Origin of the sequence: Paenibacillus sp. FSL K6-0108, from assembly GCF_045040695.1 — a bacterium.
Lineage (GTDB): Bacteria > Bacillota > Bacilli > Paenibacillales > Paenibacillaceae > Paenibacillus > Paenibacillus pabuli_B.
In genome coordinates, this window is sequence record NZ_CP150288.1 from 1,624,503 (window position 1) to 1,650,091 (window position 25,589).

The following is a 25,589-nucleotide window of genomic DNA, read 5'->3' on the forward strand; positions in this document are numbered from 1 at the left end:
CATGAAGGACGGCTACTCTATTGACCTCTAAAATCACCAAAGATTCAGTTGTCGGAAGTTACGTATATACCTTTGCTTGCCATGAGAATGAACGTGCCCTGTGTGAACTGGAGTTGGGAACAATGCTCGTTCCTGGTACAGATCTTGATTCACGCGACCATGCCTATGTTCGTTCCGATCGATGTATTCCACCAGGGAGAAGTCCTTTTATCCGGGGCAGGCTGGATGTGATGGCCGAAGCGGATACTGTGGCAGGTCTTAAGCCTGCCGCTTCACAAATCGAACTGTCATCTGGTGAAACGTTCAAGGTTGTCTGCCTGAAAGAAGGCGATAATATGCCGGACTACGCACATTCCCGTTTGATGGAAAAAGAGCTCGGCATGTGCATTAAAGGAAAAGCGATGATGAAACAGCCTGACGTGACTTTTGGACTAATGCATGGGAATGGTAGATGGCTCTTCGGTCAATGGACAGAAGCCGACCGCTCGTGGCAAACCCATCATCAGAAGCCGCAAAATTATTCCACAGGCCTTGGTGTTACATTGGCCAGAGCGTTGGTGAATATTGCTATTCCGCATGTGCAGGGACATCAGTTGCTCGATCCGTGCTGCGGGATGGGGACCGTTATCATTGAGGCGTTGTCGATGGGGATTGAGGCCAGAGGAAATGATTTAAACCCTTTGGCAGTACAAGGTGCGCGCATTAATCTTCCTCATTATGGATATGATCCAGCCAGGATTACCCTCGGAGATATGAATGATCTGGAAGGTTTCTACGATGCAGCCATACTGGACATGCCATATAATCTCTGTTCTGTTCTTCCGGATGAGGAACAACTTGCCATGTTGACGAGTTTGAAGAGACTTGCAGGACGAGCAGTAATCGTTTCCACTGAATGGGTGGAGGGGCACATTCTGGATGCCGGATGGAACATCGATCAGTATCGAACCGTGAGCAAAGGGACGTTTATACGTCACATTTGGCTGTGCACCTAGAATGACTATAATGGAAATAACAGAAAAAACCTCCATACCGGAAAAATTCATTTCCCGGTATGGAGGTTTTTGATTTTTTATGGGAAAACTACATTACATGGATTTGTACAATTTCACATAGGATAAAATGGAATTTTTAGTATTTATGACTATAATCCATCAAGTTAAGCGGGAGAGTCTTTCCGGCAATATAGGCTTCCAGATTTTGTACAAAAATATCCAGTGCTCGTTCAGTGTATTGCTCTGTGCTGCCGGCAATGTGCGGCGTAATCAGGACGTTATCCTTACCCCACAAGGGGTGATCAGCTGGGAGCGGCTCCTCTTCGAATACGTCAAGTGCAGCAAAGGCAACTTGTCCACTGTCTAGCGCACCCAGCAGGGCGTCCGTATTCACGCTTGGGCCACGCCCCACATTGACGAAGCATGCACCGGACTTGAAATGTTCAAATGCAGACTGGTCATAGATATGATAGGTTTCATCCGTAAGTGGCAAAATATTGATGACGTAATCACCTTGCCCCAGTGCTTCGTGCAGGCCGGACATGTTGTACATTAGATCTACATTCGGAACATCTTTTCCTGAACGGCGCACTCCGACTACGTTCATGCCCAGTGCTTTGAGAATACGCGCGGTTTCTGATCCGATCTCTCCGACGCCGACAATAACCGCTGTTTTGCCATGCAGTTCCGGAAGCGGTTTGCCCGGTGATTTCCACTCGGCTTGCTGCTGGTGCAGCATCGCTTGTCTCAGCCAACGGCTGTGGGACAACATCATGCCTAGAATAATTTCGGTAATGGGAATGGCGTGTACGCCATTAGCACTGGTTACCAAAATGCTTTTTTGTTCCAGATCTGAGAATGGAAGGTTATCGACGCCGGCGGACCAGACCTGAACCCATTTCAGGGGACTTTCTTCTTTCAGTGCATGCTCGGTTACCAGAGGAGACCAGCCTACGATAATTTCAGCTTCTTTTAACTCCGATGAGTCAATCTCCTTGGCTTTGCCAACCTTAAGTGTATAACCTGGTGCTGCCTCCAGAATGCGTTGTTGCTGTTTCGTTGACAAGGATGGGAAACATACAATTTTACCCATAGTTATTGGCCTCCTGAAATCAATATGTTGTGGTTTTAGTGTATCAGAAAAGAAGGCGATGTGCGTAAAAGGCAGGAATACAGCCTCATGTGCAAATCTCTGAATTTGTGTCACTCTATATTTAACCAGCTTGAAACCATAGAGACGACTGTGAAATAATAAAATGAACTTTAGAAGAGGTGTATACCATGAATAACTATTCATATACGGATCTTCCATCCCGAAGGGAACGATTATTTATTGCACTTCGGGTGCCGACACATATTCAGAATGTACTTCGGATGTCTGCGGAGCAGGTGCAAGGAAAGCTTGATTTTCGCAAATGGACCGATTATAGGGATTATCATATTACATTGCAATTTCTGGGGGATACCCTTGTTAGTGACATTGGACTTCTTCGGAAAACATTGCGCTCGGTAACGGTTGGAACTCATCCTTTTGAGTTGCAATTATCCGGATGGGGAACATTCGGTCTGGAGGAGGCACCAAAGGTGCTGTGGAAAGGTGTTGAAGGAGAGATCGACCAACTGCATCTTTTGCAAAAACGGATCGTGGACGCAACTTCCTCTCTGGGATTTAAGGCTGAATTAAGACCGTATTCTCCTCATATTACGATGGCGCGTAAATTTTTGGGTCACAACCCAGGAAATGGGGATAAAGGAATATTTGGGTTGTTTCCTGAACTCTTTTTGGGTGTTAATTCTTGGATAGTGCAAGATTTTGTGCTATATGTGACACAGTCAGGTCAGGCGCCGATGTATGAGGTCGTGGATACGTTTTCTTTTTCCTGAAACTCATGGATATGCCATAAAATCACATTGACATTACGTTATTCCCTATGTAATATTAGCCATCGTTATTCAAATTCTTTTTTTGTGGTTACTTAGATTAGGGAATTGTTTCGACAGGAGGAATCTTCGAATGGATATTATAAGCAAAAATCGTTGGGTGGCACCGATGTTATCTGTGCTGCTTGTATGTATAGTGGGGGCTAACGTCGTTCAGGCGACTGGAAAGTGGAATGAGGAAAGTGATAGCAAACAGATGACCGAGCTTGCGGCTTCTGCAGAAAATAGCGAAAATTCTTTTAGCGGAGACAGGCGAATGATGGAAGACGGGACAAGTCTGTCTACTGATGCGTCTATTCAGGCGGATAACTGGACCAATTCGCTCCCGGCCAAGAATTGGCTGACGGCTGCTCAGGAAGAGCAGGAACAGAAAGAAGCCAAGGCTAAGCATGCAGCCCGAGCTGCAGCAGCGGCCAAAGCCAAAAAAGAGGCTGCTCTGAAATTGGCCAAAGTAGAGCGTGCCAAGGCGATAGCTGCAATTACGACTCCCCCCCAAAAACTTTACTTTACACGGACCAAACTTCTGAACCAGGAAGACTCGAAACTTGCAACCTGGTCATACAGTGTGTCCGATAAAGAACTGCATCTGCTGCAAAAAATCGTCATGGCAGAGGCGGAAGGTGAACCGTACGAAGGCAAAGTGGCAGTTGCCAATGTTGTCTTAAACCGGCTGCGGTCAGCCAATTTTCCCGATACCATTTACAAAGTAATCTATCAGAAATCTCAGTTCAGTCCTGTAGCGAACGGGCGCTTGAAACGTGTTACTCCCAATGAGGACAGTATCAAGGCAGTCAATGCAGCGTTGAATGGGAAAAAGGAAGTCGCCGATGATACGTATTATTTCCTGTCATTGACGCTTGCGGATGATCTGACAGTGGCTCGCTCCCAGAAAAAAGTAAAAACGATCGGGCATCATACTTTTTACAAGTAATTGACCTGTAAATTCTGCAAACAGGCAGGGTAGTTAACTATGTATATACTACATATACCTTAAAAGGCCCAGAAACGCAGTTTTATTTCGTTGTTTTTAATTTTTTGGTGATGAGGGTTTGTTATTTAAATTACCCTTTTTAGCAGAAAATCATACGAAGATATGAACGAAATAAAAGAAGGTTCCCTTCCGGATCAATGGAGGGGAACCTTCTTTGTGCTCTCCTAGAGATGAAACGCCCTCGTAGAACGACTCGAAGGGGTCATAGAGCTGCTAGAATGGAATTCTGGTACCTGACAGCGAAGTAGCTCCGATTCCGGCTGTGAAGCGCTCCTTGGGTGCGGATGTGACTTCTGTTGTAGCCGGGAACAATAAATCATGAACAGTCTGGGCACAGCATGTTGGATCGTAGGTATTTTTGCTCCCTGATTTATGGAATGATTTCAGCTGGCTTTCAGCTTGGCTTGGTGCATAGATCTGCTCACACAAATGTCTGAAGCGGTTTGCAATAACGTCAGCAGAGTGAATGACCTGACCATATCCGGCTTGTACGAAATATTCGCAATTTTCTTCTTCCTGTCCTGGCAATGGAGGCACGAACAACATCGGCAACCCTTTAGCCAAGGCTTCTGTACAAGTCATCCCGCCTGGCTTCGTAATGAGCACATCGGATACATCCATCAGTTTGCTGACCTCACGGGTATAGCCGAGAATACGTATATTTGGATGCTGGAAGCAGGACATTTCTTTCAACTTGGCAATCATTTTTTCATTGCTTCCCAGACAGAACAGCAGCTGTACACGATCCGCCCATGATGCAAGAGCCTTCATATGTTCTTCATCGAAGGAAAGTCCCCATCCGCCACCCATCAGCAGAGCAGTGGGCATGTTCTGAAGGCCCATTTCCTGTCGGAGGCTCACCTTATCCCCTGCTTCCCAGAAGTCAGGGTGTACAGGAATACCGGTAATTTGGATGCGAGAGGGCTCAACCCCTCTGATTTCAAGCAGAGCCTTTACCTGCGGCGTGGATACCAGATATTTATTTACCTCGGGATTAATCCACGTTGCATGTACGTCGTAGTCTGTGACGAGCGTATATAGTGGAATATTAAGTCCCTGACGTTTCAGGCGTGAGATGACCGCGTTCGGAAATGGATGGGTACAGATCACGGCATCGGGCTTTAATTGGGACACGACTTGAGCCGTCTGTGTATAGAAAATCCGGTGCAAGGCCAGTTTGGTAAATCCGTTTAGTGATTTGTTATACTGCGTTCGATACAGCAGACTGACCAGCTTGGGCTGAACGGTTAGTGTCTTACGGTATGCGGACAGAATAAGCGGAGCCATGGTTGGATTCAAAAATTTGCCGAGCTCAATGACCCGGCTATGCACATGTGGACTGATTTTCTTAATACCGCTTGCGAGCGCATGGGCGGCCTGGGTGTGACCGGTGCCGAAACCTTCGGATAACAAGAGCACTCTTGGTTTTCGCATGAGTTCACCTTTATTCATCAATTTAAATTTAACATTCAGCATTTGGTATAATTCATGATCATACTGGGCGATGCACTACTACATGAATATACAGTGAAGCGGAAAATCATGTTCATTCGTTACATATTTACACAATAGTTAATGTTCTGATACATCGAAACTTCGTCTTTAACCGTGTTATTGGCGTCATCATACACTATAGACGACGATAGAAGCAGTTTCCACTGCATTTCGGTTAAAAAAAATTAACCCAAATTTTAAATGTTAGGGTTGCAATCTGAGGATGAGAGTGGTAATCTTGTTTTTGACCGAATGACCGAATTGTATTTTTGGTCATTTAAAAAAGGACGATCAATGAAAATGAGGAGGGATATGATGGCTCCGATTGACAGGAGACAGCAGGTCATTCAAGCAGCCACGCAGTCTTTTGCCATGTTTGGATACAAGGCAACCACGATGGATCAGGTAGCGAAGATTGCGAATGTTGGCAAGGGAACAATTTACACGTTCTTTACGAATAAGGAACAATTGTTTGATCAGATTTTGGTGGAAGTCATCCAGGAAATGAAAAACATTGCTCATCGTGAAGTTCATCAGGAAAGTGCTTTTTTTGATAATCTGTTTCGTGTGCTTGATTCATTGCTGGAGTTTCGCCGTGATCACGATTTGCTGGTTAAATTGTCCCAGGAGCTTAAGGATTTTGGAACACTTCAAGCCAAGGAAGGTTTGGAGAAAGTGGAGAAAGTCATCTCCGATTTTCTGGCCCGTGAGCTTGAGAAGGCAAGAGACAACGGTGAGATTCGTGATTGTGATCCACAGGTAGTCGCCTTTATGATGATTCGTTTGTACATTGCCCTCACCTCAGATTGGAGCAAGCAGCACGAGCCGCTGAGCAAAGAGGAAATCAAGAATTACTTTCGCCTTTTCTTAATGGAAGGAATTGCTGCTGCAACGTAATCTGAAATTAATCTACTATAGATATGGGTTAATCTTGCGTTTCAGGCAGTGAGGCTTGTCGAGAGACAGGTTTGTTTTTTTGCTCTAAAGTGACCGTTTGAGGAAACTGGTCACTTCGTGTTTCGGTAAATTTTCCGGAAGACATCAAATTAATTTCATCATTATGCTTATTCTGCTCAGAGAGCAGAGGAAACAAGGGGAGAATATGACATGAAATCTTTATCCGTGTTTTTCAAGGATGTGGGATCGGCCGTGAGAAACCCGAAGGTGTTGATCCCCGTTATTGCCATTTTGTTTATTCCGATTCTGTATAGTGGTATCTATCTCGCTGCTTATTGGGACCCATATGGTCATGTCGATGAAATGCCGGTTGCGGTTGTTAACCTTGATAAAGGTGCAGAGCTGGAAGGCAAAACATTGCATGTTGGTAGTGACCTTGTCGATGAACTGAAGAAAAATGCAGATTTTAAATGGGATTTTGTCAGTGCAAACGAAGCCAAAGAAGGCATGGCAAACGACAAATATTATATGCAAATTACGATTCCGGAAAACTTTTCATCCCAGGCAACCACGTTGCTTGATGACAAACCAGAGCCGGCTGATCTGATCTACGAACCAAATGGCAATTATAGCTTCGTGGGTGCGCAGATTGGCAAGACGGCCATCAAGGATCTGAAAGCCAAGGTTTCGGCCAAAGTAACGGAATCCTATGCGGAGACACTGCTAGACAAATTTTCCGAAGTGTCGGACGGATTGGCAGAAGCCGGCGACGGTGCAGGAGAGTTGAATACCGGCGCAGGCAAGCTGGATGATGGGGCTGTGAAGCTCAAGGATAATTTGGAGAAGTTGGCATCCGGAACTTTGGAGCTTCAAGATGGTTTGTCTCCACTAAGTGATGGTGTCAATGCACTGCACACGGGTGCAACCAAGCTGGAAAGCGGAACATCCAATCTGGTATCCGGTTTGCAGCAGCTTCAAGCGGCGGCAACAAGCCAGCTTCAGAGCGGTGCAGACCAGTTGAAGGATGGCAGTGCCAAGCTGGAAACTGGACTGAGGTCTTCCGTGGACGGAGCAGGCAAGCTGCAAGCGGGTCTACAATCGTCCGAGCAGGGCAGTGCGAAGCTGTCTGAGGGTCTGCAAAATGCAGTCCAGGGCAGTGGCACATTGGCCACTGGCCTGCAATCGGCAGTAGACGGCAGCAGCAAGGTTGCTGACGGTGCTCAGGGCGTTGCCGACGGGTTGAAACAGCTTGCTGCATCCAACCCTGAGCTGGCAGCCAGTGAGGACGTACAGAAGCTGCTGGCAGCCAGCGCAGCAGTTGCTGAAGGCAGTAAGCAACTGCACGAGAGCGAACAGAAGCTTGCGCAGGGTGCAGATCAGCTGCACCAGGGCAATCAGCAGCTGGCGGCAGGTGCCTCCGAGCTGCATGGAGGACAAGCGCAGCTTCTGACGGGTGCGAACCAGTTGGTGGATGGCCAGCAGCAATTGCTGGCGGGCGCTGGACAGCTTAGCCAAGGCGGAGCGAAGCTCTCCGATGGCCTGAAGCAATTCAGCGGCAAGCTAGGCGAAGCTGCAAGTGGTGGTACGCTGCTTGCAGACGGAGCCAAGCAACTGGGCTCAGGAACAACAGCCCTGCAGACGGGTGTGGGTAAACTGAGCGGGGGCGTGAGTTCACTTACGGACGGCTCCAAACAACTTGGTGACGGAGCAGGCAAGCTGGCAGACGGTTTATCTGAACTGAAAGACGGTTCAAACGAACTGGCTACCAAGCTGAATGATGCAGCTCAGAAAACATCAGAAGTCAAAAAGTCAGACGATGTGGTGAATATGTTCGCCGAACCTGTGAATACGTCCGAGAACACAACAGAGAACGTAAGTAATTACGGTACAGGGTTGACGCCGTTCTTCCTGTCCATCGGTTTGTTTGTTGGATCGCTGATTTCAACGATTGTGTTGAAAATGCGGGAAACTTCCGTACCGGGCGCAACGGGTTGGAATCGTTTTGTCAGCCGTACACTCGTATTCGGCTTTGTGAGCATCATTCAATCCGTAATTGTGGCAAGCTTCATGCTGTACGGTCTTGGACTGGAGACACACAGCGTACCGCTGTTCTATCTGTTCACGATCTTTACGGGACTGACCTTTATGTTTATTGTTCAGGCTCTTGTAACTTGGCTGGACTTGCCAGGTCGTTACGTTGTCATTCTGTTGTTGGTCTTCCAGCTTGCAGCAAGTGCGGGAACTTTCCCGGTAGAGCTGATTCCGTCGTGGCTTCAAGCATTTAGCCCTTGGCTGCCAATGACGCACAGCATCATGGGCTTCAAAGCAGTTGTATCCAGTGGCAATTTCGATGTGATGTGGCATCAGGTCGGCATTCTGGCAATCTATGCAGGTGTGTCCGTGGTGCTGACCTTGGCTTTCTTCCTTTGGAACGGCAAACGTCGCAAAAAAGAAGTCGAAGCGGCTAAATCCGGCCAAGTGGTGACGGCATAAGCCAAATTCACCGGAATAGGACAGAATACTGAAAATAAACTTTAAACTCAAGTATCGAAATTATGCAATATAGTAGTCAAAAAGTGCAAAGAGTCTGTGACCCGAAAATGGGTTGCAGACTCTTTTTGTATACAAATGCATAGAGATGCAGATATTCGCTGGATCATGGCATGAAAAATTGGCCCGACTATGGATAAACGCAGGCCACATATGGAATGATTTTCTTTTGCCAGCAAAATAAAATGAGTTGTGCTTTGACATAAAATGTGTATAATTATTCGAAAAAGAGATGAATTTTAACACCATCACACTAAAGCTGTACTGCAAAACATTTCTTATCAGAGGTATTAAAAAGTTTAAATTGCGCTGATGTTAGGTCGGTGTTAAAATAATAGAACTATATCAAAAAACGTCGCTCCATATCAGCGGCCGTGCCAGCGGTTGCGTGTTGTTATAACAAGCTGTTTGCCGGATGATCCGCATCAGCTCTCATCTCATGGATGGCCTCTGCCGCACTAGCAGCACTTATAAGATTGACAGCCCTTATTGCTGTCGCCCTCGTTTATCCAGCAGGCGATTATTCATATTGAAGATGCCCGCTCCTCCCGTTTTATTGTTGCTTGTTGCCTATGTTCTTGATCTTTCCGAAATACTTCATTATAGAAAGGTTGCGTTCCATGAGACACATCGGATTACCTCCTAAACAGGGTCTGTACGACCCGCAGTTCGAAAAAGACGCTTGCGGAATGGGTTTTGTTGCCCACATCAAAGGAGTACCTTCACACGACATCGTTAGTCAGGCATTGACCATGCTTAGTAACATGGAACACCGCGGAGGACAGGGCAGTGAGCCCAATTCCGGTGACGGAGCCGGTATCCTGATCCAGATTCCACATCGTTATTTTGCGCAGGAAGCGGACCGCCTTGGTTTTGCATTACCTGAACAGGGGTTCTATGGCGTAGGAATGTTGTTCCTGTCACAGGACCCGGTCATTCGCAACGCTCATGAAGAGAGTCTTAAGAAGATCATCGAAGCAGAAGGCCAGACATTCCTGGGTTTCCGGGATGTGCCTACGTTTGATGAGATGCTGGGACGTTCTGCGCTTGCAGCGAAGCCTTATGTACGTCAGGTATTCATTGGAAGATCGGCAGAAGTGAAGGACGAATTGGGATTTGAACGGAAGTTGTACGTCATTCGCAGACGTGCGGAGCTGGCTATTCGTTATTCGGCGGATGAAGCAGAAGGTGGTTCATTTTACCTGCCAAGCTTGTCCTGTCGCAAAATTGTATACAAAGGCATGCTGACAACTGAACAGGTGGGACAGTTCTATCTGGATCTTCAGGAAGATCTCGTGGAATCTGCGATTGCGCTTGTTCACTCCCGTTTCAGTACGAATACATTCCCAAGCTGGGAGCGTGCCCACCCGTATCGCTTCATGATCCACAACGGTGAGATCAATACGATGCGTGGTAACGTGAACTGGATGCATGCACGCCAGTCGCTGTTTGAGAGCGAATTGTTCGGTGACGACATCTCGAAAGTAAAACCGGTTATCAATCCGGACGGTTCGGATACAGCCATGTTTGATAACACGTTGGAGTTCCTTTATTTGAGCGGCCGTTCATTGCCACACGTGGCCATGATGATGGTTCCTGAGCCTTGGAGTACAGATGAGGGAATGGACCCTGCCAAAAAGGCATTCTATGAATATCACAGCACGATGATGGAGCCGTGGGACGGACCAGCGGCGATGGCCTTTACGGACGGTTTGCAGATTGGTGCAACCCTTGACCGGAATGGTCTGCGTCCTGCACGTTACTATGTAACGAAGGATGACCGCATTATTTTGTCCTCCGAGGTTGGGGTACTTGATATTGCTCCAGAAGAAATTCTCTACAAAGACCGCCTGCGTCCAGGACGTATGCTGCTTGTTGATACAGAGCAAGGCCGTATCATTGCGGATGAGGAAGTCAAAGCTCTCATTGCGGCCGAGAATCCGTACCAGGATTGGCTTGATGAACATCTGATGGATTTGAATGAGCTGCCGGATGCACCGGAACTCCCTGATCCAAAACATGATAACGTGACCCAGCTTCAGCTGGCCTATGGATATACATTTGAAGAACTGCGCAAAGTGCTGGAGCCAATGGCATCCACAGGGATGGAAGCTACGGGTTCCATGGGTTATGATGCTCCACTTGCAGTGCTGTCGGATCGTCCGCAGCGTTTGTATAACTACTTTAAACAAATGTTTGCACAGGTAACCAACCCTCCAATTGATGCCATCCGTGAAGAGATCGTCACGTCTACGGCTACAACGATTGGCCCAGAGCGCAACTTGCTCAATCCTGAACCGGAGAGCTGTCGCCAGATTCGTTTGGATACACCGGTATTGTCTAATGAGGACTTCGCGAAAATTCGTCACGTGCGCCGTCCAGGCTTCCGTTCCATGACAATTCCGATCTTCTTTACAGCGAAAGAGGGCGCAGAAGGACTTCGCAAAGCGATGGAACTGCTCTTCGAAGCTGCGGACCGTGTCATTGACAAAGGTCATAACATTTTGATCCTGTCTGACCGTGGTGTGGATGCCGAGAATGCGGCTATTCCAGCACTGTTGGCTGTAGCAGGTCTGCATCACCATCTGATCCGTAAAGGAACCAGAACCAAAGTCAGCATTTTGCTGGAATCGGCAGAGCCGCGTGATATTCACCACTATGCCTTGCTGCTTGGGTACGGTGTCAGTGCAGTGAACCCGTATCTGGCATTTGAAACGCTGGATGACATGATTCAGCAAGGACTGCTGCGCGGCATCTCGCATGAAAAAGCCGTGAAGAACTATATTAAAGCCGCTACCAAGGGCGTTATTAAAATATTGTCCAAAATGGGAATCTCAACGATTCAATCCTATCGCGGAGCTCAAATTTTTGAAGCGGTGGGTCTGAAATCAGACTTTGTTGACCGTTACTTTACATGGACGCCTTCCCGGATTGGCGGGATTGGTCTGGAAGAAGTGGCTGCTGAAGCGCTGACTCACCACAACCGTGCCTTTACGGACAAAGATGGCAATGACAAAGTGCTGGATTCCGGCGGGGAATACCAATGGCGTAACGACGGAGAAGAGCATCTGTTCAATCCACAAACGATCCATACATTGCAACATGCTGTACGTACTGGCGATTATAAACTGTATAAAAAGTATGCCAAACTCGTGCAAGGCGAAAATGATCAGTTACTGACCATTCGCTCCATGCTGAAGCTAAAACCGGTCGGTCCTGCGATTCCTTTGGAAGAAGTGGAATCCGTTGAAAGTATTATGCGCCGTTTCAAAACCGGGGCAATGTCCTTCGGTTCGATTAGCAAAGAGGCACACGAAGATCTCGCCATTGCCATGAACCGTGTTGGCGGTAAATCCAACACAGGTGAGGGCGGGGAAGATCCGGCTCGCTTCATTAAAGATAGCAACGGGGATTCCCGTCGCAGTGCCATCAAACAGGTGGCATCCGGACGTTTTGGTGTAACATCCAACTATCTGGTCAATGCCGATGAGATTCAGATCAAGATGGCACAGGGAGCAAAACCGGGTGAAGGTGGGCAGCTGCCTGGACGTAAAGTATACCCTTGGGTTGCTGAGGTTCGTGGATCAACACCGGGTGTAGGTCTGATCTCCCCGCCACCGCACCATGATATCTACTCGATTGAGGATCTGGCGGAGTTGATCTATGACTTGAAAAATGCCAATCCACGTGCAGAAATCAACGTTAAATTGGTATCCGAAGTCGGCGTTGGAACGATTGCGGCAGGTGTTGCCAAAGGTCGTGCCGATATTATCCTCGTCAGCGGTTATGACGGCGGTACAGGTGCATCCCCGCAAGGCTCGATTCGCCACGCGGGAATGCCTTGGGAGCTAGGTCTTGCAGAGACACACCAAACGTTAATGTTGAACAATCTGCGTGACCGTGTTGTTCTGGAAACTGACGGCAAAATGCTGAATGGCCGTGACTTGGCTATCGCTGCTTTGCTGGGAGCTGAGGAGTATGGATTCTCAACAGCACCACTCGTTGCACTCGGCTGTATCATGATGCGTGTCTGCCAGATGGATACATGTCCGGTAGGTGTAGCAACACAAAACCCTGAATTGCGTAAAAATTACACGGGAGATCCTGCTCATGTCGTCAACTTCATGCGTTTTGTTGCTGAAGATGTCCGTGAAATCATGGCTGAGCTTGGCTTCCATACGATTCAGGAAATGGTCGGTCGTACAGATTGTCTCGAAACGGTAGAGGCTGTAGACCACTGGAAGAAAAAAGGTGTAGATCTGTCGGTATTATTGCATGTGCCTGAAATGCCGGAAGGCTCAGCACGTTATCGTACACAGCATCAGAACCATCAATTGGAAGAGACATTGGATATGCAGCAGTTGCTGTCATTGGCGCAACCTGCAATTGAATCCGGTCAACCGGTCGAAGCGGTGCTTCCAATTACCAACGTAAACCGTGCAGTAGGAACTATTTTGGGTAGCGAAATTACACGCAAATATGGAATTGCAGGCTTGCCAGAGGATACGATTCAATTCAAATTTGTCGGCTCTGCTGGACAAAGCTTTGGGGCCTTTGTACCTAAAGGTATGACATTGACCGTTGAAGGGGATTCCAACGACTATGTAGGTAAAGGATTATCCGGAGGTAAACTCATCGTCATGCCTTCACCAAAAGCCACATTCGATGCAGAAGATAACATCATCATTGGTAACACAGCTCTATACGGGGCAACCAGTGGTGAAGCCTATATTCGTGGTATCGCAGGGGAACGGTTTGCTGTTCGGAACTCAGGTGCCAAAGTGGTTGTTGAAGGTGTAGGCGACCATGGTTGTGAATACATGACGGGTGGACGTGTCGTCGTTCTGGGTGATACAGGTCGTAACTTTGCAGCTGGCATGTCCGGAGGTATTGCTTACGTTTATGATCCAAAAGGCACATTCCTGAACCGCTGTAATCTGGAAATGGTACTTTTGGAGCGCATTGAAGATGTTTCTGAGAGTGCAGATCTGCGAGGTATGATTCAACGCCACGTTGCGAATACGGGCAGTGCGGCTGGTCAGCGCATCCTGGATAACTGGCAGCAATCTGTAGATCAATTTGTTCGAGTTATACCGAAGGACTTTAAACGAATGACAGAGCAAATCGAACGCGTTCAGGCCACGGGCCTGACCGGAGAGGCTGCTTTGCTGGCTGCTTTTGAAGCCAACATGCGTGAACTTGCACGTACAGGAGGTTAATTCATTCTTGTTAGAGTGCATGAACCGGTTGTATTAAGAAGAATAGGAGCTTTATGGCGTCCAATGCGGCGCTGTAGAGCTCCTATTTGGTTTTCGACAAAATTAGAACCCGCACAAAAAACGCTATCGCCATGAGACGACAACATTGAAGAACTTTCTCAAGTATAATAAGGCTAGTTTTGGAGGGCAGGGAAAGTATAAAGATAAGAGAGGTTAGCGGAATGAATATGAAGCATCCAAACAGGGGCGATCGTAAGCCGAAAGGTAAACCAGTCGAAGCAACCCAGATGGACATCATGAAAGTTTTACTACAATGCGGAATCGACCCGGAGCGTTGGAACCATTTCGTATCCTCCGACAACAACAAGCGGGCTTGACAACACATCGACAAGAATCGAATAGATGGAGGGAAATCAAATCAAGACATAAAAAAGCCCAGAAACCGGAGAGTGATATTCCTCGGTGCTGGGTCTTCTTTGCGGATTTAATCCATACTGCGTTCCATTCGGACAAAAGCAATAAAACGACGTGCCTCTTCTTCTGTTAAGGGTTTGCCATCAATCATCAGACCAAAGCGTTCCAGCACTTCCTTATCCGATAATTCAAGGGCGTCGACGAATTCCCTTACGTCCTCATCCATCACGACATCACTTTGTTTCGTCCGTCCAATGAGATAATCAATCGATACGCCAAAGATGTCAGCAAGTCTCGTTAACACTTCGAAATCCGGTTTACGTCGGTTCTTCTCGTAGTGGGAGAGAGCAGCTCTTGTAATATGAATGGAGCTCGCAAGTTCTTCTTGAGTAAGTCCCCGCTGTTCCCTTAATTCAGCAATGCGATTTCCGTAGCTCATATGCTATTTCCCCCTGAACGCCATCAAATATATATTGAAACAATCCTGAGCCAAGTGTTTGATCAGGGCAGCTTTCCTGCATAACGCCTTATTAGTCCCAGTTGTAAATAGGTCTGTCTAAGGACATCTCATATTGTCGTAAATCAAAAGAACCATGTCCAAATACTGCTTGACATGATACAAATTGTATCGTAAATTGGACGTATGGAGTTACAAAATGTATCATTTGGGATATTTTAAGTATGACCACGTTGCCTAGCCAATATACCTGTGAGAAGGAGTATAGGCAACACTTGCAAGCTAATCCATTCTAAAGGAATGAAGCCATGAATTCAATGATTCAGGAATGGGCGGATCTCAAATTAAATGTCCATATGTACATTCAGGAGTTTCATGGCAAATTGGTAGACCGCAAAAGACGCCCCGTTCTGTTGCTTGGTATGGACACACGAGCAATCACCTTCTTGAGCGACTTGGACTTGCCAATAACACCAGAGATGTTGATTGGTTTAGATGTGGAAGACAGCCATGTATGCGTACGACTCCAAGCAAGGTTGCAATGGAAACAGCCATTCGGTGAGCTCACATTGTATCATTCAAGCTTGCATATTCAGCAAGAGCAGACACTATATATAACGGGACAGTTAAATACAATGATTCGAGAAGTTCAGTTTCCGACCGTTTCCCGGTTTCAGTATGAGAAAGCATCGGAACAACCTAACTTGCAGAAAACCTATCATTACATTGATTTTACCATATGAGTTGAACACATTCTAAACATATTCTGAACAAGCATGTACTTAACGCCATTTTACTATATTTCATAGCGTTATGCATTAGTTCTTTAACACCAAAAGCATTTGCGCAATGAATAAAGGGGCGAGGAGGATCATACATTGAGGAAGTTTGGATATGGTTGAAATGCACTGCCACATATTATCCGGTCTGAATGATGGTCCTGTTGCTATGGAACAGTCCATTGCGATGGCTGAGAAGCGGCAGCCTCAGGAATTACCTCGATCATTGCTACTCCGCATCACCTGAACGGGCAGTACAATAATAAACCCAACGTGGTCAATCAGGCAGTGGACCTGCTACATGCAGAACTTCGCAAACGCAACATTCGCTTGGAGATCCGTCCCGGACAGGAGATCAGGGTGCATGAAAACCTGATTGGAGACTTATATGCAGGAAAGTGCTGCACACTCGCCGGGAGCCGTTACATGTTGCTGGAATTGCCCTTTGGCCATATTCCCTCGCAGTTCCCCGGGATACTCCATGAACTTAAATTAGCGGGTATCATTCCAATTATCGCTCATCCGGAACGTAATCGTCCAATCCAGAACAATCCTGAATTGTTGGTTGAATATCTTGGGCAAGGTGCTCTATGTCAAATTACGGCTCAATCGGTCATAGGACTTTTCGGGCGAAAAGTTCAGAAATGGTGTTTCCATTTTTGCAAAGAAAACGGATTTCATTTCATTTCATTGGACGTCCATAATATGGTGGAAAAACATTCTCGATGAATACCTCAGATACAAAAAGGGGGGATTAGAGCCCTAAAGCGCGGGTTTTTATTTTGGTAAGTCATCCAATAAGAAAAAGAATGATCATATCACCAAGATAAAGGGAGGAATACATCGTGGAACTAAAAGAATATATGCAAATTTTACGCAAACGGATTTGGATCATCGTAGCCTTTGTGGCTGTTGCTTGCATCGGAGCCGGTGTCAAAAATTATTTTTTTACCGTACCTGTTTATGAAGCAAATGCTAAATTAATCGTCAATCAGGCATATAACGCAGAAGGTTTCCCTAATCTTGATATTGGTTCAATCCAGACCAACATTAAGGTAATCAACTCTTATATAGAGATAATTAAATCTCCAGCAATTCTCGATAAAGTTGCTGCTACATACCCCGATCTAGGCATGAGTGGGAGCCAACTGGGGCAAAACATTCAAGTCACTACTGCGAAAGAATCCCAGGTTATGAGTTTAACCGCCACAGGTCTATCTTCCGAAAAAGCGGCCAAAACAGTTAACGCCGTTGCCAAAGTGTTCAAATCCCAAATCCCCGCAATTATGAAAGTAGATAATGTAACCATTCTGAGTGAAGCCAAACCTATGGATTCTTCGAGGCCCATTAATGTAAATCCTTCTTTAAACATACTCGTCAGTTTTTTCGTTGGACTTTTACTGGCTATAGGTTTTGTATTCCTTCTGGAATACTTGGATGACACCTTAAAAACTGAAGATGAATTAGAGAAAGAGCTGGGTATTCCGGCACTCGCTGTTGTATCCAGAATTAAGAAGGAAGATGCTCGCATCTCTAAACAGACAACATCTCAAAAGCAGGTAGGTGATGGCCAATATGCCACGGTTAACCAATGATAAAGGAAGCCTAGTTACAATGGCTAATCCCAAGTCTAGTTCATCTGAAGCTTATCGGAAGTTGAGAACAAATATTTTATTTTCATCCATTGATAGTCAAATTCAAACAATCATGATTGCTTCTGCTTTGTCTGGTGAAGGAAAAACAACAACAATAGGCAATCTTGCCGTTGCCTATGCTCAAGAAGGAAAAAAGGTTCTGCTTATGGATACGGATTTACGTAAGCCTGCTGTGCATCGTATGTTTAATGTCCCCAATCACGTGGGTCTGACTAGTGTATTATCCAGCCAATATAAGGTTACGGAAGTACTTCGAGAAACAGGAGTGGAAGGGCTTCATGTCCTGTCTTCTGGCCCCATACCTCCTAATCCTTCAGAGATGATAGGATCCCGTAAAATGACAGCTCTGCTCGAAGATTTAAAGGAAAAATATGATGTGATTTTATTTGATACACCTCCTGTTCTAGCAGTTACGGATGCTTTAATTATTAGTTCATTATGTGATGGCGTAATTCTGGTAGTAAGTGCAGGCAAGGTGAAGAAGGATCTGGTCAAAAAAGCAAAATCACATCTTGAACATGTGAACGCACGAATTCTGGGAGCGGTATTGAACAATGTTCAGGTGCCAAAGGGTAGAAATGCTAACTATGGGGAAAATGCATAAAGATTACGGGGATTGAAGTCGGAAAGTAAATGCTCCAAGGTCATGTCTACTATACCTTTATCAAGGTAGGCACTCGGTCACACTGTGGGTAGTGTACCTTAGACGTATATCGTCAAAGGTGTGATGTGAGGGTGGGTTTAATGCCCTTTTATGAAATTAAAAGTAAGAATTGCATCAATTTATTTCATGATTTCATGGTGTTTAATAAGTGATTCAACTCATGCTTTTAAACATAAAAATATTAATGGATAGGGTGGTATTTATGACTAGAGTGAGGAAAGCAATCATTCCCGCAGCCGGATTGGGAACCCGATTTTTACCCGCTACAAAGGCAATGCCTAAAGAAATGCTCCCTATTGTGGATAAACCGACCATTCAATACATCGTTGAAGAAGCTGTAGCTTCCGGAATTGAGGACATTATTATTGTAACGGGCAAGGGAAAACGTGCGATTGAAGACCATTTCGATAGTGCGTTTGAACTGGAGCAGAATCTGCTCGAAAAAGGAAAGCTCGGTTTACTGGAAGAAGTCCGGAAGTCCTCCAACGTTGATATTCATTACATAAGGCAGAAGGAAGCGCTGGGACTCGGGCATGCGGTGTGGTGTGCTCGAAACTTTATTGGCAATGAACCATTTGCTGTATTGCTTGGCGATGACATTGTGGTTTCTGATGTCCCGTGCACTAAACAGCTTATTGAGCAATATGAAAAGGTGAACCAATCAGTACTCGGTGTGAAAACGGTGAGTCCGAGTGAGACCTACCGCTACGGGATTATTGATCCCATGCATACAGAGGGACGCCTATCCTCTGTAAACAGCATGATTGAGAAGCCTCCTTTGGGTACAGCACCTTCTAACTTGGCTATTATGGGTCGTTACATTTTAACACCTAAGGTTTTTGAATACCTGGAAGAACAAAATGTAGGTGCTGGTGGTGAAATCCAGCTCACTGATGCTTTGCAAATGTTAAATCGGGATGAAGGCATTAGCGCATATGATTTTGAAGGTTCACGGTTTGATGTGGGTGAGAAGCTGGGTTATATTCTGACCACACTTGACTTTGCACTCAAAAATAAAGAATTGCGTGCGCCGGTCCTCATGGCGATTGAAGAGATTCTGATGAAGGAACAATTGAACCAATTGCTTGTAGCAGGAGGGGATAGTCTGTGAAACTTTCAAGACCGGAGTACTTTGGGAGTGGGGAAGCTTTAGCCAAAGAGGGCACTTCGGCAATATTGGAGCAGCCTTACTCACGACGCGTTGGCGGATATGCTGACGTAGTAAAACCGTTTGTCGATTTTATTATTGCGGCTGTACTGCTGCTGATTACATCACCGGTCATGCTTGTTGCGGCGATTATGATTAAGCTTGATTCCAAAGGACCTGTAATATTCAGACAGGAGCGTTATGGGAAAAACGGAGTGAAGTTTAATATTTATAAATTCAGAACGATGCGCACGGATGCTCCGAAGTACAGCGCATCCCCAACGACAAGCGATGATCCGAGAATTACACGGCTGGGCAGACTACTTCGTAAAACCAGCCTGGATGAGTTACCGCAATTGCTTAATATAATCAAAGGGGATATGAGTTTCATAGGCCCCCGGCCTGAAATGAAGCGAATTGTAGAAGAAAGCTATACGGATCTGGAGCGCAGACGTTTTCTGGTGAAACCTGGGATCACCGGATTGTGGCAGGTAAGTGAAGCTCGCAAGGAGCCTATTCATCATAATCTGCAATATGATTTTCATTACATTTCCAACATCTCTTTTAAGATGGATGTAACCATTATCTTTAAAACCGTTGGCGTTATGATCAAAAGTAATACATTTTAACCTACTCTTTAGATATATGGAGCGTGATCGCATTGAAGCATGTTGTAGTGACGGGCGCGGCCGGTTTCCTGGGCTCACATCTAGTCAAATCATTAATTGATCAAGGACATCAGGTTACCGGAATAGATAACCTTTCAACAGGCGTTTCTAAAAATCTGCAAGAGGTGGCTAACAGCCCCCTCTTTTTTTTCCGTGAAGCTGATGTTACGCTGCCCGACTCACTGGATTTTCTAATAGATCAACCAGTGGATGAAGTCTATCACCTGGCTTCACCGGCTTCACCCAAATTCTATCAGGCCGACTCGATCGGTACGATCTGGGTAAACACTCGGGGAACCTATCATTTGCTGGAGCTAGCCCGTACGAAAGGAGCAAAGTTCCTGTATTCAAGTACGAGTGAAGCTTACGGAGATCCTGAAGTTCATCCACAACCTGAGAGTTATCGAGGTAACGTCAATACTTGGGGACCAAGAGCCTGCTATGATGAGGCCAAGCGCTTGGGCGAAGTTTTTTGCTACGAGTACTACACGAAACACAGCGTTAACGTGAAGGTAGCACGTATTTTTAATACCTATTCCTCAGGACTTCGGAACGATGACGGTCGTGTGATTTCCAACTTTGTAACACAGGCACTGACTGGACAGGATATTACGGTGTATGGGGACGGGGCACAGACTCGCTCATTCTGTTATGTGGATGATAACATTCGAGGACTACAACAACTGATGGCTGTAGATAGAGCAAATGGAGAAATTATCAACATTGGTAATCCAACGGAATATAGCATACTTGAAGTCGCTCATTTAGTTAAAGAGCTTACGCAATCAGACAGCAAGATCGTATTTTTACCTTTGCCAGAAGATGACCCCAAGGTTAGACGTCCGGTTATCAATAAAGCTCGGGAGATTTTGAATTGGGAACCTGAAATTAGCCTGGAAGAAGGTTTAAAACTTACGATTGATCATTACCGGGCAATGCTTCTGCAGGAAACCCCATGAAGCTGATCAAAGAGAGTTGAGAAGAATGGAAAAGGTATTAATAGCTCACAGCTTGTATCCACCCCATATCATAGGGGGCGCAGAGATATCAACACAAATTTTGGCGCAGACGATGAATCGTCATTATGAGGTCAAGGTCATTACTGTAGGTGAACACGAGAAACCAGAAGTACGTACTGAGATGATAAACGGGATCGAGATCTCGCGGTTACCCTATAACAATCGGTACTGGATTGGTGACTCTGGGTTAGAAACATCCCCTGCGAATAAAATCATCTGGAGAGTCCAGGATATCTTTAATATTAAGCAATATCGATACATCAAGGCGTATCTCACCAGAGTACAGCCGGCTGTTATTCATACCCAGAATATTCCTGGTCTGAGTCTGGCGATCTGGAAAGCTGCACATGAATTGAATATTCCTGTCGTGCATACGTTACGTGACTTTTCATTGATTGACCCGATCAAGATATCTGCCTATTCCAGGATATATCGACAAATATCAAGGAGATACAGTCGATTAATATCTTCGGTAATTGGTATTTCCAATCATATCCTTGGGAGTCATACAACACTTGGTTTCTTTGAACGATCCTCGAAACATGTGATCCATAACATTGTAGAGGAAAATAACAATGTCCAGCAGTTGTATGCGCAGAAGGAAATTCACCATCATCAGCCATTGAATATCGGTTATTTTGGGCAATTGACGGAAGTAAAGGGTGTTCAATATTTAATTGAAGCGGTAAAAAGTCTTGGACAGGATATTGTGGGCAACCTGCATATTTTTGGGGATGGTCCTCTGCTGGACCATTTAAAACAGTTGGCCGATTCAGATCCGCGCGTTATGTTCAGAGGGAAACTGGATAAATCCCTGATTGCCTCACAGATGAAAGAGATGGATCTTACAGTTGTCCCCTCTACGTGGGCTGAGCCTTTTGGAAGAGTAGTGATCGAGTCCTATCAGGTAGGTACACCAGTATACGCATCACGTGTAGGAGGCATGCCAGAAATTCTGATTGAACCGGAAAAATTTTCTTTTCCTGCCTGCCGTTCAGACGCTATCGCTCATGGGATTATTCAATACTATCGTCTGCCTGAACAAGATAAGCTTCAATTGAAGCAGGATTGTTATGCACATAGCCAGACATTTAATGAAGCCTATCTTCTTAAAGAGCATATCGACATATACGAAAAGTTAATCAGGCGTGGAGGGTAAAATGCAACTCACTTCATTGAATTCTAGGCACTATTTGAATGTATATGAAAAGTCGGAATCACAGTTTCCGCTGTTTACGACAACCACACATTTGTTAATAATCTATCTGTCGGTTTATGGTTTGCTTTCTATTTATGTAGACAATATCATTATTCGTTCACTTAAGGACTTGGCACTGGTGTTGGTTGCGGGCTTTGCTTTAAGTAAAGTGTTCCGCAATCAAGCTTCGTTTATCAGACCTTTTCTATTTGTATTGGGGTCAGTTGTTGTACTGGGTTCCTTTAATCTGTTGCTGGGTGCAAGTGTGGTAACACTTATATATGGTATAAAAATAACATTCTTGCCACTAATCATGATATTTGCTGGAATGCTTCTCTCACAAAGCCAGGGCATATACCCCTTTGCAAGAACAAACCTGAGCGTTTTTTTCTTATTAATTGCAGGTTGGTTGATACAATACTCGCTTGGCATTGAACAGTTGATCTCACTTGGTTTTATCTATGGTGTGAATATTAAAAATTATTTTGAAGGTGTGCCTCGTTTGTCATCTATTACCTACTCACCTGACGGCTATGCGTATGCTTTGGTCATTACAGGGTTGATTGCAGAACGGACTAAAATGGCTGTGAATCATCGGATGTTTCGAGGAATCATTCAGTTGTTGACGATCAGTTTTTTACTCTTATCCACGATTCGTTCTGCTTTGGTCCTTTGGATTGTATATCAGGTGGTTATGTTTTTTCTTCAAATTCGAAAGTACAGCAAAAAGAACACATTAATATTGGCGTTCACCTTCATTTTGCTTCCATCAGTTGTGTTTTTCGGAGGGCGTTTACTTGAATCCAATAACCTGCTTTCGAGTTCTTCTTTACTGAGTCGATTGCAGTCATGGGGCAGCAATCTTACCTCCCCGTTTACGATGAATGGAGCGATTGGGAATGGAATTGGTTCCGTAGGAGCTGCCAGCCGCAGAACAATGATTATCGGTTTGGATTCCAATAACTTTGCTGTCGATAATCAATACTTTTCTTTCTATGAACAGACAGGTTGGATCGGGATGATCTATCTTTTTGTTCTATTTATGTGGATTGTTATCTCTCTAGTGAGAAAAATGAATATCATCTCGGATTCAGGTCCGTTGCGCCTACCTCAGATGGCAATTGCACTTGGGGCAGGAGTGGCTGCCGCAAGTCTTACAACGAATGTACTGGAGATGTTCCCTGCCAACATTTTTTTCTGGATGATTATTGGTATGGCTCTTGTTCATTCTCGTGATTCAAGGGATATACCACAGAAAGCGGGTTGAGGGAAATGAGGATTTTACACATCGGCGAGTACGTTGTTGGTGGAATGGCGACTTATATAAATGAAGTTGTCGGATATCAACAGCAATTCTTTGATGTTTATCTACTGATGAGTGAGCATAATAGTGCCACCGATTTTGAGTTGGATTCAAGTCATATTCTGTATTATAAATACAAACGGCATCCTAAATATTTTCTTTCAGCCATGCGACAGATTCATAAGATTATCGAGAAAGTTCAACCGGATATTATTCACATTCACAGCTCATTTGCAGGCCTGCTTGCAAGAGGGTTGTTTTTTGTACGACCCAAGAAGGCAATTGTTTTTTATTGTTCCCATGGCTGGGCTTTTCTTATGGATACAAAGCCAGTATACAAAAAGGGATATCTCTTAATAGAAAAGCTGATGGAACTCAAAACAGATGTCGTTGTTAATATTTCGAGATATGAACTGGAACAATCTTTACACTTGGGACTATCTACTTCCAAGTCTAAACTCGTATATAACGGTGTACGCGAACGCAATAACGTGAATCCTATCAGCGAATCTTCGGAAGACCCTAACATCATTAAGTTGCTATTCGTAGGCAGGTATGACCGACAAAAAGGGCTTGATATTGTATTAAATCTATTTATAGAAAATCCCGAAATAAAGCAACATATTCATCTTTATGTTATCGGAGATAATGTACTTGAAGATAATGCATGGGAATTTCCCGAAAACGTTACTCGACTTGGTTGGGTGAATAATGCGGACATAGATCGATATTATCAGCAATGCGATGCAGTCATTATGCCCTCTAGATGGGAAGGGTTCGGACTTGTAGCCATTGAAGCGATGAACAATCACAAACCTGTCATAGGAAGTAATCGTGGAGCTTTACCGGAACTCATTCAACATGGTGTAAATGGATATATTTTTGACATTGAACATTCTCACAAACTGTTGGACATCCTGAAGAACCTAAACAGGGCTGAGTTGGTGAAAATGGGTGAGGCAGGTTATGGCATCTATAAGGATAAATTTAGCGCTGCTCGGATGAACGAAGAACTTGTAGGGCTTTATTATGAGGCTGTCACAGGAGCTTCCGTTTCGGAAAACCTCGTGAAGAGTCGTTTAGAATATTCGAAGAGAGCTGGAGATGCACATGATTAAGATATATATTAATGCTCGTTTTTTGACTCAGACTGTAACAGGAGTTCAGCGATATGCACTGGAACTGGTAAAGGAAATTGACCAACTGATTGAACGGGGGGAAATTGACAGAAACAGTTACGAATTTTGTTTATTGTCCCCTGCCAATATTCTTAATGAACCAGCTTTCACACATATGCGCCTCAAAGTGGTTGGTAAGTTGAAAGGACATCTTTGGGAGCAATTTGAACTTCCCTTTTATGCCAAGGATGGATTGTTAATTAATTTGTGTAATACGGGTCCTGCTTTTAACAAAAACCAAATCGTCACAATTCATGATGCCGCTGTCTTCAATTACCCTAAAGCTTTTTCTTTTGCTTTTCGTGCCTGGTACAAATTTCTAATGGTACGACTGGGTAAAACCTCTAAGAAAATTATTACAGTGTCTCATTTCTCCAAAGCAGAGCTGATGCAGCATTGTAAGATAGCAGAGCATAAGCTGGCGGTCACTCATTTGGGCATTGATCACATCCATCGAAAAAAAGCGGCGGAAGGGACGATTGAAAAATACGGGATTCAGTCTCCCTATGTTCTGGCTGTGAGTACAATGAATCCCTACAAAAATTTCAACCTTATTTTTGAAGTATTACCTGAGATTGAAGCTCATAATCTGAATGTGGTTATTGTTGGCTCCAAAAACAGCAAAGTATTTGGTGAACAAACATGGACCGACTCCGATGCAATTAATTGGGTAGGTTATGTTACTGATGAAGAGTTAAAGGCGCTATATGAAAATGCTGCAGGATTTATTTTTCCTTCCTTATATGAAGGGTTTGGATTGCCACCCTTAGAAGCAATGGCAACGGGTTGCCCGGTGATTGTATCTTCTCGCGCATCCATTCCTGAAGTATGCGGAGATGCCGTTTTGTATTTTAATCCCGATAACCCGAAAGATGCAGCATCACGGTTGATTGAGATCACATCCGATTCAGAATTGAGTGCGCAAATGTCATACAAAGGTAAAGGTCATTCAGGCTTGTTTTCTTGGAATAAATGCGCTAAAGACACAGTCAATATCATTATGAACACAGTATAGTGGCT

21 protein-coding genes are annotated in these 25,589 nt (G+C 45.0%); 18 read left to right on the forward strand and 3 right to left on the reverse strand.

Features of this window, described 5'->3' with window-relative positions; all coding sequences use genetic code 11:
* The first annotated feature begins 20 nt into the window (after positions 1-20).
* Entirely contained in the window at positions 21-995 is a 975-nt protein-coding gene (locus MHB49_RS07345) for a TRM11 family SAM-dependent methyltransferase (protein WP_405155633.1), read from the forward strand.
* Between the two features lie 136 nt (positions 996-1,131).
* On the opposite strand, the gene MHB49_RS07350 is transcribed toward MHB49_RS07345, so the two are convergent.
* Positions 1,132-2,088, reverse strand: a complete 957-nt coding sequence (locus tag MHB49_RS07350; protein ID WP_405155634.1) for a D-2-hydroxyacid dehydrogenase — start codon at positions 2,086-2,088, stop codon at positions 1,132-1,134.
* A gap of 188 nt (positions 2,089-2,276) precedes the next feature.
* Between MHB49_RS07350 and thpR the strand changes: the two genes are divergently transcribed.
* Both thpR and MHB49_RS07360 read left to right on the forward strand, forming a co-directional pair.
* A complete protein-coding gene (gene thpR, locus MHB49_RS07355; RefSeq protein WP_405155635.1) occupies positions 2,277-2,879 on the forward strand; it encodes an RNA 2',3'-cyclic phosphodiesterase in 603 nt (200 codons plus the stop codon).
* A gap of 130 nt (positions 2,880-3,009) precedes the next feature.
* Positions 3,010-3,867, forward strand: coding sequence for a cell wall hydrolase (locus MHB49_RS07360; protein ID WP_405155636.1), 858 nt, complete (start codon positions 3,010-3,012; stop codon positions 3,865-3,867).
* Between the two features lie 273 nt (positions 3,868-4,140).
* Here the strand turns inward: MHB49_RS07360 and MHB49_RS07365 are convergent, their stop codons facing one another.
* Positions 4,141-5,361: an MGDG synthase family glycosyltransferase gene (locus MHB49_RS07365; RefSeq protein WP_405157068.1), complete on the reverse strand. Its 1,221-nt coding sequence runs from the start codon at positions 5,359-5,361 to the stop codon at positions 4,141-4,143.
* A gap of 375 nt (positions 5,362-5,736) precedes the next feature.
* On the opposite strand from MHB49_RS07365, the gene MHB49_RS07370 reads away from it, so the two are divergent.
* The 3 genes from MHB49_RS07370 to gltB all read left to right on the forward strand — a co-directional run bounded on the left by MHB49_RS07370 (position 5,737) and on the right by gltB (position 14,087).
* Complete coding sequence (locus tag MHB49_RS07370) at positions 5,737-6,318, forward strand: TetR/AcrR family transcriptional regulator (protein WP_405157069.1); 582 nt, start codon at positions 5,737-5,739, stop codon at positions 6,316-6,318.
* A gap of 210 nt (positions 6,319-6,528) precedes the next feature.
* Positions 6,529-8,811 carry a YhgE/Pip family protein gene (locus MHB49_RS07375; RefSeq protein ID WP_405155637.1) on the forward strand — a complete coding sequence of 761 codons (2,283 nt, stop codon included), beginning with the start codon at positions 6,529-6,531 and terminating at the stop codon, positions 8,809-8,811.
* A 677-nt stretch (positions 8,812-9,488) separates the two neighbouring features.
* Positions 9,489-14,087 (forward strand): glutamate synthase large subunit, encoded by a 4,599-nt coding sequence (gltB, locus tag MHB49_RS07380; protein ID WP_405155638.1) that lies wholly within the window; start codon positions 9,489-9,491, stop codon positions 14,085-14,087.
* A gap of 484 nt (positions 14,088-14,571) precedes the next feature.
* Here gltB and MHB49_RS07385 read toward each other — a convergent pair whose 3' ends face one another.
* Positions 14,572-14,940, reverse strand: coding sequence for a helix-turn-helix domain-containing protein (locus MHB49_RS07385; protein WP_024632898.1), 369 nt, complete (start codon positions 14,938-14,940; stop codon positions 14,572-14,574).
* A 326-nt stretch (positions 14,941-15,266) separates the two neighbouring features.
* On the opposite strand from MHB49_RS07385, the gene MHB49_RS07390 reads away from it, so the two are divergent.
* The 12 genes from MHB49_RS07390 (at position 15,267) to MHB49_RS07445 (ending at position 25,584) form a co-directional block, all read left to right on the forward strand.
* A complete protein-coding gene (locus MHB49_RS07390) occupies positions 15,267-15,701 on the forward strand; it encodes a hypothetical protein (protein WP_405155639.1) in 435 nt (144 codons plus the stop codon).
* Between the two features lie 151 nt (positions 15,702-15,852).
* Positions 15,853-15,984, forward strand: a complete 132-nt coding sequence (locus MHB49_RS07395) for a hypothetical protein (protein WP_405155640.1) — start codon at positions 15,853-15,855, stop codon at positions 15,982-15,984.
* On the forward strand, positions 15,981-16,466 hold the full coding sequence (locus MHB49_RS07400) for a tyrosine-protein phosphatase (protein WP_405157070.1): 486 nt from the start codon (positions 15,981-15,983) through the stop codon (positions 16,464-16,466). The genes MHB49_RS07395 and MHB49_RS07400 overlap by 4 nt, the downstream gene beginning before the upstream one ends.
* 116 nt (positions 16,467-16,582) lie before the next feature.
* Positions 16,583-17,332 carry a YveK family protein gene (locus MHB49_RS07405; RefSeq protein ID WP_405155641.1) on the forward strand — a complete coding sequence of 250 codons (750 nt, stop codon included), beginning with the start codon at positions 16,583-16,585 and terminating at the stop codon, positions 17,330-17,332.
* Positions 17,313-17,996, forward strand: a complete 684-nt coding sequence (locus MHB49_RS07410) for a CpsD/CapB family tyrosine-protein kinase (RefSeq protein WP_247901241.1) — start codon at positions 17,313-17,315, stop codon at positions 17,994-17,996. Before MHB49_RS07405 ends, MHB49_RS07410 begins: the two co-directional genes overlap by 20 nt.
* Positions 17,997-18,258: 262 nt before the next feature.
* On the forward strand, positions 18,259-19,167 hold the full coding sequence (galU, locus tag MHB49_RS07415; RefSeq protein WP_247901242.1) for a UTP--glucose-1-phosphate uridylyltransferase GalU: 909 nt from the start codon (positions 18,259-18,261) through the stop codon (positions 19,165-19,167).
* Complete coding sequence (locus tag MHB49_RS07420; protein ID WP_247901243.1) at positions 19,164-19,832, forward strand: sugar transferase; 669 nt, start codon at positions 19,164-19,166, stop codon at positions 19,830-19,832. The genes galU and MHB49_RS07420 overlap by 4 nt, the downstream gene beginning before the upstream one ends.
* 32 nt (positions 19,833-19,864) lie before the next feature.
* Positions 19,865-20,830 carry a UDP-glucuronic acid decarboxylase family protein gene (locus MHB49_RS07425; protein WP_247901244.1) on the forward strand — a complete coding sequence of 322 codons (966 nt, stop codon included), beginning with the start codon at positions 19,865-19,867 and terminating at the stop codon, positions 20,828-20,830.
* Positions 20,831-20,855: 25 nt separating this feature from the next.
* Positions 20,856-22,049 (forward strand): glycosyltransferase family 4 protein, encoded by a 1,194-nt coding sequence (locus MHB49_RS07430; RefSeq protein WP_405155642.1) that lies wholly within the window; start codon positions 20,856-20,858, stop codon positions 22,047-22,049.
* 1 nt (position 22,050) lies between these two features.
* On the forward strand, positions 22,051-23,355 hold the full coding sequence (locus MHB49_RS07435) for a hypothetical protein (protein ID WP_405155643.1): 1,305 nt from the start codon (positions 22,051-22,053) through the stop codon (positions 23,353-23,355).
* A 5-nt stretch (positions 23,356-23,360) separates the two neighbouring features.
* Positions 23,361-24,509 carry a glycosyltransferase gene (locus MHB49_RS07440; RefSeq protein ID WP_405155644.1) on the forward strand — a complete coding sequence of 383 codons (1,149 nt, stop codon included), beginning with the start codon at positions 23,361-23,363 and terminating at the stop codon, positions 24,507-24,509.
* Positions 24,502-25,584, forward strand: a complete 1,083-nt coding sequence (locus MHB49_RS07445) for a glycosyltransferase family 4 protein (RefSeq protein ID WP_405155645.1) — start codon at positions 24,502-24,504, stop codon at positions 25,582-25,584. The genes MHB49_RS07440 and MHB49_RS07445 overlap by 8 nt, the downstream gene beginning before the upstream one ends.
* The last annotated feature ends 5 nt before the right edge of the window (positions 25,585-25,589 follow it).